The following is a 13,788-nucleotide window of genomic DNA, read 5'->3' on the forward strand; positions in this document are numbered from 1 at the left end:
TTATGGATTGCTGCTAGTTCTTACTAGCTTTCAAGCGGGTCAGTACCAGCTGACGTATCCGTACTGATTACCCGCAGCTGCACCAGTTCTACCACGCGGCGGGCGCGGCTCAACACCCGAAACTCGTAGGGCTCGAGCACGGCTACGTCGCCTACTTCGGGAATGTTGCCGTAGAGCACGTTGAGCAAGCCACCCACGGTTTCGTAGTCATCGCCCTCGGGGAGGGGGTAGGGCAGGTATTCGTTGGCGTCGGAAATGGCCGTGGAGGTATTCACCCGGTACTCGGTTTCGGATATTTTCTCCACTACCGGCACCTCGTTGTCATACTCATCCTGGATTTCGCCCACCAGCTCTTCCATAATATCCTCAATAGTGACAATGCCCGACACGCCGCCAAACTCGTCGCTCACGATGGCCATCACCAAATGCTTGCGCTGAAACTGGCGCAGCAGCCGGTTAATTTTTTTGGTCTCGGGCACAAAGTAGGCCGGGCGCATAATGCGGGCCAGCTCTACCGGCTGCTGCTGCCGAATGAGGGGTAGCAAGTCCTTGACATAGAGCACGCCCACAATATTGTCAATATTGCCTTCGTATACCGGCAGGCGCGAGTAGCCCTCGCTAAACACCGTTTCGAGCAGCTGCTCTTCCGACATATTCACTTCCAGCGCGGCCAGCTTGGTGCGGGGCACCATGATTTGCTTCACCATCCGGTCGTTGAACTGAAAGACATTCTCAATCAGCTCGTGCTCCGAGTCCTGGATTTCGCCGCTCTCTTTGCTCTGGTCAATGAGCAGGCGCAGCTCGTCGGAGGTGTGCGCCTCGTTGCCGTGCACGTTGCTAATGCCAAAAGCGCCGAGCAGCAGGTTGCTGGCCTTCGACAAAAACCAGGTTAGCGGGATGGTGGCCAGGTAAAAGGCGCGCAATGGCAGCACCAGCGCCAGGCTCACGGCCTCGGGCCGCTGAATGGCCAGTGCCTTCGGAAACAGCTCGCCGAAGAGTACGTGCAGAAACGTCAGGATAATCAGGCCTACCGCTACCGAAATGCTGTGAGCCGTAATTGGGTTGATGGCCAGGCCGAGGTGGGGTAGGAGCCCCAGAATCAGCTCGGTGAACAGCTCTTCGCCCACGGCACCCAGCAGCAGCGAGGCAATGGTAACGCCCAGCTGCGTGGCCGACAGGTAATCGTAGAGCCGCCGCACCACGCTCAGCGCCTGCCCAGCCAGGCGGCTGCCTTCTTTCGCTTTGATTTCGAGCTGCGAGAACCGGACCCGAATGAGGGAAAACTCTGCCGCGACGAAAAAGCCGTTTATTAAAACCAGGAAGAGAGTAAGGAGTATTTTTAAGCCCATGTGCTCGGCTTGCCAGCAACACACACGGTCGGGGCAGCCTTCATACCACAAAAGTACGCACGTTACAAGGGTGGGTTGGCGCCGGGCACTATAATTCAGCCATTTGGTAGCGCGTAAATGAATAGAGGCGCTTTCCTGCCCAGGAAAGCGCCTCTTTCAAAAAAGCTGTAGCGGAAGGACTTGAACCTCCATGAAGAAGTTAGGCAGTGGCTCCGAAAAGCACCTGCTTTATCCCCGAATCTTCACCCCCGAGATAGGAGGGTGTGTCTGCCAGTTTCACCACACTACAAGGTTTGTGTCGCCACGCCGTTTGCGTTTTGATATGTCAAAGGTAAGGAACGAAAAAACATAATTGCAAATTTTATCAAAAAAATAACGAATTATTATTCAAAATTCAGAAAACGACCTGAATTTTGGCAATATTCACTAATCTGGGGTAATTTCACTTTTTCAAAAATCCTTTTACATGTCTCGTTCCTACGAACTCGATGATATTGACCGTCGCATCCTTAGCCTATTAGTGCAGGATGCCAAGCTACCCTATTCCGAGATAGCGCGCCAGCTAGGAGTATCGGGAGGCACTATTCATAGCCGCATGACGCGCCTGGAGGAGCAGGGCATTGTGCGTGGTGCCACGCTCGACCTCGACCTGCCGAAAGTAGGTTTTGGAATTCAGGCCTTCCTAGGAATATTTCTGCTAAAAAGCTCTTATTGCGATGCCGTGATTGCACAGCTACGTGGCATTCCGGAAGTGATAAATGTGCATTTCACTACAGGCAGCTACAACTTGTTTGCCCGGTTGGCCTGCCGCGATACCCAGCACCTGCGCAATGTGCTGCACGACCTGGTGCAGCAGATAGAGGGGGTAGAACGCACCGAAACACTTATCTCGCTCGAAGAGGTATTCAGCCGTTCGGTACAATTTGAGGAAGTCTCGCCAGATGTAACGAAGCAGGGTTAGCAATAAGAGTTAGGTGACAGCGCAAATCAACGCACCAGGAGGCCAGCAAAAAGCCCCTCTCAGACTAACTGAGAAGGGCTTTTTGCTGGCCTCCTGGTGCCCGCTACATAACGGACCTGGTCGTGGTAGTTTTTACCTTATTGGTCTTATAGCGCTTGTCGAGTGTGCCATCGGCCTTCATAGGACCAGTATGAACAGTCGTCGTTTTATTGGCCTTATAACGCATATCGGGCGTGCCATCGGCCTTCATTTTGGTCGAGGTAGTGGTCGTGGTGCGGGTAGCTGGCGCGGGCGACGTTTTGGTCGTCGTCATCCTGGTTGAGCTGCTACTCATGGTGGTGGTGGCGGGCGCCGTTTGAGCCTGGGCCGCAAAGCTGCCTGCTACCAGCAGCGCAGTAAAAAAACCGAGAAAACGTTTCATGGAACTAGAGGGGGAAAGGGTGGAAGAAAGCTCTGCCGTAGTAGGCAGAAAATGTGCCGAAATATAGGGGGTTTACCCACATAAACATCCTGGTCAGCCGAGGTGACCAAGAGTAAAGTAACTAATTCATTATGAATACTATAGTGTGCACCGGCAGCTGTTCACTAATTCAGGTATCATGCGTATTTAGCCAGCTACAGCGCGCACTAAGTAGAAGTATTAGTGGGAAAAATATAAGACATCATACAAACGCAAGAGAATCAGTCCTTTCTTTGCCACACAACTTTTCTCCAGCGCTATGAAGAAACACCTACTCCTAAGTTTATTTTTCCTGAGCCTATGCGGCACCGCCGAGCTTCAGGCCGCTCCCTCCCTACTGCCGGCTACGGTCACCAGAGCCAACCCCAACCGCCTGCAACGTACCATGCGCCGACTGCATCGCCAAGCTCAGACACGCGCCCGTAAAAATCGCAACCGGTAAGAAGCCAACTGCAGATTGGCCAACAAAAAGCCCCGCACCAATTAAGATGCGGGGCTTTTTTCAATAAAAAAGAACTAGCTGTTCGCTAGGCAGTTACTTGGGCTTCCAGCTTCTGGGCTAGCACGTGCTTGGGCACGGCACCCACTTGCTTGTCTACAATCTGGCCGTTTTTAAAAACCAGCAGGGTAGGAATGCTGCGAATACCGAACTTCATGGAAGTCTGCGGGTTAGCGTCAACATCTACCTTGCCTACGATGACTTTGCCTTCGTATTCGCCGGCCAGCTCTTCTACTACCGGGCCTACCATGCGGCAGGGGCCACACCATTCGGCCCAGAAGTCTACTAGTACTGGCTTATCCGAGTTGATGATTTCCTCGAAGTTGGCATCGGTTATTTCAATTGCTTTATGCGCCATGACGCTAAGGATTTTGTAGGTGAAAAAACGTCCGGCGTGTACGGCCAACGCGGCTGCAAGGTAGCGGAGTTGGAGTAAAACAACTGGGGTAGGGGAAAGTTCAGTGGCTGGCCTACCCCTGCTGTGAATGTGCTATGCTTCGCCGGCGAACGTCAGATGAGCGTGATAGTTAAAATTATAGCAATGAGCACACGTCCAGCTCAAACTCCTTCATCTTATCGATAAAGGTCTTGGGCTCAATTTGAAAGCGGCGCGAAAACATATCTACCGCCAGCCGCTCGTGGGGCTCCACAAACTGAATTTCGAGCCGCTTCGAGCCCTTAGCGTGCTCAATAGCTTCTTGCAAGCGGTCAATCATGGGGCCCGTCACGGTGCGTAGGTCGAGCTTCACGCGCACGCCTTTGCTGAGCTTTTCGGCTACCTGCGCCAGCGGCTCCATTGTTTTAATTTTCAGCTCCCACTGGTCCTGGGTGCCATAGCGCAGCTCCATCTTGCCCCGGATGAACATGGGCGGCACCTGCTCCTGCGGATAGTTTTTGGGGTTGATGAGCGCGCTGAAGCGCGTGTAGTCGTCGCGGAACAACGCCAGGTTGATGCTTGAATCGTAGTCTTCCACGTTAAACGAGGCCATGGGCTGGCCGCTTTTGGTGGTGCGAAATACTACCCCCGACAGCAGGCCCGCAATGTTCACATCCTTGCCTTTTTGCAGCTCCAGCTTTTCGAGCGGGCAGGTGCAATAGGCGTCAATTTCCATGCGGTAAGTGTCGAGCGGGTGGCCCGACAGGTAGAAGCCCACTACCTCCTTTTCGCGGCGCAGCTTTTCGGGGGCGCTCCACTCCTCCAAGTCGTTTATCTTGGGTAGGGGCGCCGACACCGCGCCAAAAGCCCCGGCCCCGAAAAGGCTGTGCTGCGCCGATTCTTTGGCGGCCTGGTGCTGCTGGCCCAGCTTCATGGCCTTCTCGATGAGGCTCTGGTCGCCGGCCGGGGCGTCCATAAACTGCCGGCGGTTGTAGCGCTCGAAGCCATCAAAAGCGCCGGCCTGGGCCAGGCTTTCCCAGGTTTTCTTGTTCACCGAGCGCAGGTTTACGCGCTTGGCAAAGTCAAATACGTCAGAAAAATGGCCGTTTTTCTGGCGCTCTTCCACTAGTTCGAGCACGGCGGCTTCGCCAGCGCCCTTCACGGCGGCTAGCCCAAAGCGAATCTGGTTTTCGCGGGGCACGTTGAATTTTTGCTCCGATTCGTTCACGTCGGGGCCAAGCACGGCTACCCCCTGTTTGCGGGCTTCTTCGATAAAGAAGGTCACCTTCTTGATGTCGCCCATGTTGTTGGTAAGCACGGCGGCCATGTACTCGGCGGGGTAGTTAGCCTTCAGGTAGCCAGTCTGATACGCCACCACCGAATAAGCGGCCGAGTGCGAGCGGTTGAAGCCGTACTCGGCAAACTTCTCCATCACGTCGAAGACTTCGTTGGCTTTCTTTGCCGGAATCTTGTGCAGCTCGGCCGCGCCCTTGATGAACTTCTCGCGCTCCAGGGCCATCTTTTTCATGTCCTTCTTACCCATGGCGCGGCGCAGCAGGTCGGCCCCACCGAGCGAGTAGCCGGCCAGAATCTGGGCCGTTTGCATAATCTGCTCCTGGTACACCATGATGCCCTGGCTGTACTCCAGGATGGGCTTGAGCAGCTCGTGCGGATACTCCACGGGCTCGCGGCCGTGCTTGCGATTGATAAAGTCGGGAATAAACTGCATCGGGCCGGGCCGGTACAGGGCGTTCATCGCAATCAGGTCCTCAATGTTGGTGGGCTTCAAGTCCTTGAGGTACATGCGCATACCCTCCGACTCGAACTGGAACGTGCCGATAGTGTCGCCGCGCTGGTAGAGGGCGTAGGTCTTGGGGTCGTCGAGCGGAATGTTGTCGATGTCGATTTTCACGCCGTGGTTGCGCTCAATCAGGTTCATGGCATCTACGATGATGGTCAGGGTTTTGAGGCCCAGAAAGTCCATCTTGAGCATGCCCGCGCTCTCAATCACCTTGCCGTCGAACTGCGTCACGAGCAGGTCCGAGTCCTTGGAAGTCGACACCGGGATGTACTTCGTGATGTCGTCGGGCGCGATAATGACGCCCGCCGCGTGGATGCCGGTGTTGCGTACCGAACCTTCGAGCAGCTCGGCCAGAGCCAAAATCTGGCCTTTTAGGTCGGTTTTGTCAGCGCGCAGGGCTTGCAGCTCGGGCACGTCGCGGAAGGCGCCGGCCAGGGTGGTGCCGGGCTTTTCGGGCACGAGCTTGGCTATCTCGTTGGCGGCGGGTAGGGGTAGCTCCATGGCCCGCGCCACGTCCTTGATGCTCGACTTGGCGGCCATCGTGCCGAAGGTGATAATCTGGGCCACCTGCGTTTTGCCGTACTTCTGCACCACGTAGTCGATGACTTTCTGGCGGTTCACGTCGTCAAAGTCGATGTCTATATCGGGCATCGACACGCGCTCGGGGTTCAGAAAGCGCTCAAACAGCAGCGAGTACTTGATGGGGTCGATGTTGGTGATGCCCACGCAGTAGGCCACCGCCGAGCCCGCCGCCGAGCCCCGGCCCGGCCCCACGGCCACGCCCACCGAGCGCCCGTGGTTGATAAAATCCTGGGTGATAAGAAAATAGCCTGCAAAACCCATCGTCTGGATAATGCGCAGCTCGTAGTTCAGGCGCTCCTCTACCTCGGGTGTGCGCTCGGAGTAGCGCGGCCGGTCACCCCCAAAAGCTCCCTTAAACGTGAGGTCGCGCAGGAAATCGTCGGCCGTGGCAAACTGGGGGGGTAGGGGGAAGTTAGGAAGCAGGATATCGCGCGCCAGCTTGGGCGGCGTCACTTTATCCACAATTTCGTTGGTGTTATCCACACTTTCCGGCACGTCGCTGAACAACTCGTTCATCTGCGCCTGGGTCTTGAAAAAGAACTGGTCGTTGGCGAAGCCGAAGCGGCGGCGGCGCTGCTTGGGCGGCTTTTGCAGCTCCTCATCAATGCGCGAAAGCATGCGGCGGGCATTGTCGTCGTAGCTGTGCTCCTTGCGCAAATCCTCCAGCAGGCCGTAGTGCACGCGCTGGTCGGCGGTGAGAATCGTGTAGTAGTTCGTCTCAAAATCGCCGACCGGGATGGCGCGCTCTTCGGCCGTGTTCACGCACAGTAGCAGGTCGTGGGGCGCGTAGTCGTCCTGGTTTACGTAGTGCGAGTCGTTGGTGCAGATAACCTTGACGTTGTGCTTCTTAGCTAGGCCAAACAGCACCTGGTTCACGTCTTCCTGGCTTTTGCCGGTGCCGTCGAAGTTCATCAGCCCGTGCCGCTGAATCTCGATGTAGTAGTCGTCGCCAAATACGTCGAGCCACCATTTCAGCAGCTCCTCGGCCTTCTTCTCGCCCTCAAACAGAATAGCCTGCGGAATCTCGGCCCCGATGCAGCAGCTGGTGGCAATCAGGCCCTCGTGGTATTTAAGAATCAACTCCTTATCGATGCGCGGAAACTTGGAGTACACGCCCTCGATAAAGCTCATCGAGCTGAGCTTGGCCAAGTTGTGGTAGCCGGCCTGGTCTTTGGCCAGCAGCAGCTGATGGTAGCGGTTGTCCTTTTCGCCCTTTTCGCGCAGAAAGGTTTTCTTGTGGCGGTCGGCCACCATGTAAAACTCGGAGCCGATTATCGGCTTGACATTGTACTTATTAGCCTCGGCCACGAAGTTGAACGCCCCAAACATGTTGCCGTGGTCGGTGAGGGCCACGGCGGGCATGCCATCGGCCTGCGCCTTCTTCATGAGGCCCGCGATGCTCGACTGGCCATCGAGCAGCGAGTATTGCGTGTGGGAGTGCAGGTGCGAGAAAACGGGCATAAAGACAAGGAGTTGGCGGGCAGGCAAAAATCTCCCGTGCCGGACGGAGCCGCCAAATGGCTGCCTGCCCAGCACGGGTTCGTTGCCTAAAGTTACGCCAGGCACCGGGGTAGGGCAAGGGCAATCAGGTAGGGTGCTGAGGGTCAGCCCGACAAAAAAGCTGGGGGTAGGGAACGGCCGGCGCCGGCAGCCGAAGCGCGTGCGTTGACTTCCCGGCAGCTGGCTCCGTGGTAGGGTATCACCGCACCCAACGCCGGTTTTGCGGAGTTAAGTAACTGGTTTTTAGCACCCGGCAGTCTATCTTAGGAAGAGAGTTTCGAGTGGAATAATACAAAAAGCTAGATTGCTTTACGCTTACTACACACATGAAAACAAGGTGAGAAACCTGCTTTATGCAGTTATCACCTCGAAGATTTGGTGACGTTTGAAACCGATTATGACAACCCATTCTGTACGGTATAGACGCAACGAATGGAAATAATTATAAAGCGACCAACTGGCTGAATCCTGCCTTCAAGTACCTGGCCCGACCAGTGTTTTCTGACTAAAGACGAGCTTTTTTAACGGTTACCCCAACTTTTTTTCCAATCCTTTTCCCACCCCATTTTCAGATGAGAAAATTTCGCTACCCCTTAGGCTTGCTGCCACGTGCAAGCTGGCTACTACTGATTCTGCTGTGCCTGAGTGTGTTCGCGGCTTCGGCCCAAACGCTGGTCTGGCAGGAGAACTTCGATGGTACCACCATCAACCCCGATACCTGGACGTTTGACTTTGGCGACGGCTGCGAGCGCGGCATCTGCGGCTGGGGCAACCAGGAGTTGGAGTATTATACCAGCCGCCCCGAAAACGCCCGCATCGAAAACGGCAACCTGCGCATTGAGGCCCGCAAAGAGTCTTTTCTGGGTAAAGAATTTACCTCAGCCCGTCTCAAAACCTTTGGCCGGATGCACTTTAAGTACGGCACGCTGGAGGCGCGCATCAAAGTGCCCAACCTGCAAAATGGCCTGTGGCCGGCCTTCTGGATGCTGGGCACCACCGGCAACTGGCCCGCCAGTGGCGAAATCGACCTGATGGAGATGGGCTCCAAGGCGTCTTACCCCGACAATGCCAACAAATGGGTGGGCGCCGCCGTGCATTGGGATTATAAAGGCAGCCAGGCCGACTTCGACCAGGTGTTTAAGAGCGCTACGCCGCTCACCGACGACTACCACGTGTACAAGCTGCAATGGGATGCCAGCGTCATTAAGGTGTTTATCGATAACGTGCAGTTTTTCAGCATCGATATCTCGAAAGCGGATAGCGACATGGAGGAGTTTCACAAGCCACAGTATGTGCTGCTGAACCTGGCCGTGGGCGGCAACTACACGGGCAAGCCCAACCCGGCCGACATTACGGCCCCGCTGCCTGCCGCCATGCTGGTAGACTACCTGAAGCTCTACCAAAACCCTGGCGACGAGCTGTATCTGGGTAAGGACCATGCCTTTGCCGGCGACTTCGGGGTGTATTCCGAGCGCACCACCATCGTCAACAAGCTTGTGTATGATGGGCAGGATGCTAACCTCTACTATTGGAACAACCTCACCAATATCACTACCCCTGTGCCAGTGCCCTTTGAAGGCCAGCAGGTGCTGGCGGTGCACGCCAACGGCGGCAACTGGTTTGGGATGGGCGTGGATAACGTGGCCAAAAACATGGGCAATTTTGCCAATGGCTCGCTGAAGTTTCAGTTTAAAACCACTTACGCCGGCCAGTTTAAGGTGGGCGTAAAAAGCGGCCACGGCGAGAGCTGGATAAACTTTCCGGCGGGCGGCGCGGCGCAGTACGGCCTGGTGCGCGACGGCAATTGGCACGAGGTGACCATTCCGCTCAGCACTTTCGACCAGCCCAACCTGGGCATGCACATCGACCTGGTGTCGATGACCAGCCTGTTTATGTTTGCCGGCGACCCGGCCAGCGGCGCGGCCGATTTCTATTTCGATGACATCCGCCTGACCGGGGGGGTAGCGGCCAACCCGCCGCCCACGGTGGCTCTCACGGCTCCGGCCAACAACGCCATTGTGACGCTGCCGGCCAGCGTAACCCTCACAGCCACGGCCACCGACGACAATGGCACAGTAGCCAAAGTGGAGTTTTATCAAGGTGCCACGCTGTTGGGCACCAGCACCGCCAGCCCTTACAGCTACATCTGGGCCGCCCCGGCCGGCGTGTACACACTCACGGCCAAGGCCACTGATAACGAGGGCGCTACCACAATTTCCAGCCCGGTGACGGTATTTGTATCGGCCGCCGGCAATACGGCGCCCACGGTAAGCCTCACCGCGCCCGCCGCTAGTGCCAGCTTCCTCACGCCGGCCACTATCACGCTCACGGCCAACGCGGCCGATGCCAATGGCGGCATTTATAAGGTTGACTTTTACCAGGGCACTACCCTGCTGGGCACCAGCACCACTAGCCCTTATACCTACGCCTGGGTAGGCGCCAAAGCCGGCAGCTACGCGCTTACGGCCAAGGCGACCGATACGGGCGGCCTCGTTACGACCTCGGCCGTGGTCAACATTACCGTGGCTGACCCTATCGTGCCTACCGTCAGCATTACGGCGCCGGTTAGCGGCACCAGCCTGCCGGCCCCGGCCACGCTCACCATCGCGGCCACGGCGGCCGATGCCAACGGCACGATTACGAAGGTGGAATTTTACCAAGGCGCTACCAAGTTGGGCGAGGACCTCACCGCGCCCTACACCTACGCCTGGGCCAACGTGGCCGCCGGCTCGTATTCGCTCACGGCCAAAGCCACCGACAACGACGGCAACACTACCATTTCGGACCCGGTAACGCTGGAAGTGAAAGCCCCCGCCTGCTCCAACACGGCCCCGAACGGAGAGTACCGCTACGAGGTGTACACCAGCGGCACCGACGTGTCGTTCACCTTCCACCCGCTGGGAGCCACGGCGGGCGGCAACCTGGCGCTCATTTTTATCAGGGAGGGTAGCGCCGGCGCCTACCCCGGCTACCCGATGGTAAAGAACGCGGCCGGTGATTTCACCTTTACCAAGGCCATTGCCAGCGGTACCGTCACGAGCTTCTACTTTACCTACCAGGTGGGGTCGGGCGGGGCCGAGCACAACACGGCCGACGCCCCACACAGCTATACCGTGGGCACCGTGTGCACCGGCAGCAGCACCAACAACACGCCGCCTACCGTCAGCCTCACGGCGCCGCTGGCGTCGGCTACGTTTACCACGCCTGCTACCATCAACCTGGCCGCCACGGCCGCCGATGCGGATGGCACGGTAACGAAAGTGGAGTTTTACCAGGGCACCACCAAGCTGGGCGAGGATACCACCGCGCCCTACACCTACGCCTGGACGGGCGTTGTGACCGGCTCCTACGTCCTCACGGCCGTGGCCACCGACAACAGCGGCGCCACCACTACCTCGGCCTCCGTAACGGTGCTGGTGCGCAGCACCGACGGCTCGTGCGCCGTTACGGCCGACTATAGCTTCCGGGCCGTGACTACAGGCACCGACGTGACCTTCACCTTCCACCCCCTGGGAGCCACGGCGGGCGGCAACCTGGCGCTCATTTTTATTCGCGAAGGAAATGCGGGCGCCTACCCCGGCTACCCGATGGTGAAGAACGCGGCCGGTGACTTCACCTTCACCAAGGCCATTGCCAGCGGCATCGTCACGAGCGTGTACTTCACCTACCAGGTAGGCGCGGGTGGCCCCGAAAGAAATTCGGCCGATGCCCCGCATACCTACACCGTGGGCACGAGCTGCGGCGGCATAACAACGGCCACGGTGGCCCCGGCGGCGGCCGCTGCCGCCAGCCTCTACCCCAACCCGCTGCTGGTCGGCGAGGCGGTACTCGCCTTTACCCCAGCGCAGGCCACGGGCTACGAGGCCGCGCTCTATGACCTGCGGGGTGCCCGCGTGGCTACCCTGGGCACCGGCCGCGCCGCCGCCGGCCAGGCTCTTACGCTGGCTGTGCCCACGGCCGGGCTGGCCAACGGCATTTACCTGGTGAAGCTGCGCACCGATAGCACGGTACTGGTGCAACGCCTGGTGCTGAGCCACTAAGCAGCCCATGGCAGCGCTCTAATTAACGCCCCCGGCTGCTTGCGGCCGGGGGCGTTTTACTTGGGCGAGCTTGCGGGGAGAAGGGTAGCAAACCCCCTACCTTTACCAGCTAGCTTGTGGTTGATTATTACATATTTTGCGGTAGATAGGAACCTCTTGCGAACGGCTGCGTTTTAAAAATAACTCAACAGTATAAAATCATTTGTGCCTGGCTTTTTTAGCTAACCGGCCTCATTTACTCGTGCGTACCTGGTTTGCCCCGGCAGATGTGGCAGCCACCAGTCGGGAGGATGTTGCACCCCTTTTCCCCCCTCTATGAAAGTACTGACTGCCACTACCGACCCGGTATACAGCCGGCCGGCTACCCCCTCTAGCTTGGCTAAGTGGCTGGGCCGCTACCTGCAAGACGAGCGCGACCTCCCCTTCGTGTATCTCATGCTGAAAATAACGGCCACTATGCTGCCGTTGGCGGTGCTGCTGTTTGTGCCGGCGTTGCGCGGGGCGTGGTGGTGGGCTACGTTCGGGTTGTTGTTCTTCTTCAGCAATGCCCGCTTCAAGGGGCCATTTGGGCTGATGCTGCACTGCACCAGCCATCGCATGCTGTTTAAGAAGAAGTACGGCTGGCTGAACAACTATATTCCGTGGGTGTTGGGGCCGCTGTTTGGCCAAACGCCGGAGTCATACTTCGTGCACCACATGGGCATGCACCACCCCGAAAACAACCTGCCCGACGACCAAAGCTCCACCATGTTTTACCAGCGCGATTCGCTGGGCGGGTTTCTGCGCTACCTCGGCGACTTTTTGGTTATGGGCGTGGCTAACCTGGCGGGCTACTTCAAGGCTCGCAACAAGCCTACCCTGCGCTACCGCCTGCTACGCGGCGAAATCCTGTACCTGGGCCTGACGGTGGCGCTGGCCTTCGTGAACCTGCCGGCTACGCTGGCTGTGTTCGTGGTGCCGCTTTTGCTCTCGCGGGTCATTATGATGCTCGGCAACTGGGCTCAGCACGCGTTTATTGATGCCGAAACGCCCGAAAATTGCTACCGCAACAGCGTGACGTGCATCAATACCAACTACAACCACAAGTGCTGGAACGATGGCTACCACATCAGCCACCACCTCAAGCCGGCCCTGCACTGGACCGACCACCCGCACCACTTTCGCCAGAACCTGGCGCAATACGCCGAAAATGAGGCCATTGTGTTCGATGGTATCCACTTCCTGCACATCTTCTTCTACCTCATGGCCAAGCGCTACGACCTGCTGGCCCGCCACTTTGTGCTGCTCGACGGCACGCAGCGCACCGAAACCCAGGTAACGGACTTGCTGCGCAGCCGCACCCAGCGCATCAGCCGCTCGGTGCTTGTGCCGCAGCTGGCATAAGGATAGGAAATAAGAAGGAGGAAGGAGGACTAAAGCATCTGGTGCCAGATTCTTCAGTCCTCCTTCCTCCTTCTTGCTTTGGTGCCCGGCCGGCGCAGGCGCCAGCTGTGCCAGGGCTGAGGGTGGCCGTCGAGGTAGGGTAGGAGCCAGTGCAGCGTTGCCAGGGTAAGCCCGGTACCTAGCACCGAGCCGGCGTACACATCCTCCACGAAGTGCTGGGTCAGGTACACCCGCGAGTAGGCCGTGAGGGCCGCCAGCGTCACAAAAGCGTAGCCCCAGCGCTTGTCTTTCACCAGCAGCGTGAGCAGCAGAAACACCGAAAAGGCCGACGTGGAATGCCCCGACGGGAAACTCTTGAGCGTGCCCATCACTACCCCCTCCACTACGTGCAAATGCGGGAAGCCGGGGTTTTCGCTGAAGTAGCGGAACGGCCGCGGGTGACCCGTGAAAATGAGCTGCTTGCCAATTTGGGCGGCCAGCGAGGTCACGGCAAAACACACGAGGCTCACGAAGGCCCAGCGGAAGCGCACAAACAGCAGCCCGAGTATGACGAGGACGTAAAACAGCCCGTCGCCCACGTTGGTAAAAGGCCGGAAAAACTGGTCAAAAAACGGCGTGTTGTGGCCGTTGACGAAGAAAAATGCTAGGTGCTTGGGCGTAGATAGTAGCACGGTGCCGAGCAGCAGCAGCAACACGGCGTAGGGAATAAGGAAGGTGCGGGTTTGCCGGAGCAGGTGGAGCATAAGAAGGACGGGCTGGCCGCGCCGGAGGGGGTAGGGGCGGGGCAAAATTACCGCCGTCTGGCCGGGCGGCGTTTGGAGAGGGCCGTAACTTGCA

General features: G+C 57.8%; 8 protein-coding genes. 3 read left to right on the forward strand and 5 right to left on the reverse strand.

Annotation, left to right across the window (positions count from 1 at the left end):
* Positions 1-23: 23 nt before the first annotated feature.
* Positions 24-1,349: a hemolysin family protein gene (locus E4631_RS00835; protein ID WP_133658209.1), complete on the reverse strand. Its 1,326-nt coding sequence runs from the start codon at positions 1,347-1,349 to the stop codon at positions 24-26.
* Between the two features lie 466 nt (positions 1,350-1,815).
* Between E4631_RS00835 and E4631_RS00840 the strand changes: the two genes are divergently transcribed.
* Positions 1,816-2,310: an Lrp/AsnC family transcriptional regulator gene (locus E4631_RS00840; protein WP_133658210.1), complete on the forward strand. Its 495-nt coding sequence runs from the start codon at positions 1,816-1,818 to the stop codon at positions 2,308-2,310.
* Positions 2,311-2,413: 103 nt separating this feature from the next.
* Here E4631_RS00840 and E4631_RS00845 read toward each other — a convergent pair whose 3' ends face one another.
* The 3 genes from E4631_RS00845 to dnaE form a co-directional block, all read right to left on the reverse strand.
* The gene (locus E4631_RS00845; protein ID WP_133658211.1) at positions 2,414-2,731 is read right to left on the reverse strand and encodes a hypothetical protein; all 318 of its coding nucleotides are present in this window, start codon (positions 2,729-2,731) and stop codon (positions 2,414-2,416) included.
* Positions 2,732-3,297: 566 nt separating this feature from the next.
* Positions 3,298-3,627: a thioredoxin gene (gene trxA, locus E4631_RS00850; protein WP_068341183.1), complete on the reverse strand. Its 330-nt coding sequence runs from the start codon at positions 3,625-3,627 to the stop codon at positions 3,298-3,300.
* A gap of 175 nt (positions 3,628-3,802) precedes the next feature.
* Complete coding sequence (gene dnaE, locus E4631_RS00855) at positions 3,803-7,489, reverse strand: DNA polymerase III subunit alpha (RefSeq protein ID WP_133658212.1); 3,687 nt, start codon at positions 7,487-7,489, stop codon at positions 3,803-3,805.
* Positions 7,490-8,127: 638 nt separating this feature from the next.
* On the opposite strand from dnaE, the gene E4631_RS00860 reads away from it, so the two are divergent.
* Together E4631_RS00860 and E4631_RS00865 are read left to right on the forward strand one after the other, a co-directional pair.
* On the forward strand, positions 8,128-11,568 hold the full coding sequence (locus tag E4631_RS00860) for an Ig-like domain-containing protein (RefSeq protein ID WP_166648133.1): 3,441 nt from the start codon (positions 8,128-8,130) through the stop codon (positions 11,566-11,568).
* A 315-nt stretch (positions 11,569-11,883) separates the two neighbouring features.
* Positions 11,884-12,951: a fatty acid desaturase gene (locus E4631_RS00865; RefSeq protein WP_133658214.1), complete on the forward strand. Its 1,068-nt coding sequence runs from the start codon at positions 11,884-11,886 to the stop codon at positions 12,949-12,951.
* Positions 12,952-13,004: 53 nt separating this feature from the next.
* Here the strand turns inward: E4631_RS00865 and E4631_RS00870 are convergent, their stop codons facing one another.
* Positions 13,005-13,694 (reverse strand): phosphatase PAP2 family protein, encoded by a 690-nt coding sequence (locus E4631_RS00870; protein ID WP_133658215.1) that lies wholly within the window; start codon positions 13,692-13,694, stop codon positions 13,005-13,007.
* Between the last annotated feature and the right edge of the window lie 94 nt (positions 13,695-13,788).

It is taken from the genome of Hymenobacter sp. UV11, assembly GCF_004684095.1.
Taxonomy (GTDB): Bacteria; Bacteroidota; Bacteroidia; order Cytophagales; family Hymenobacteraceae; genus Hymenobacter.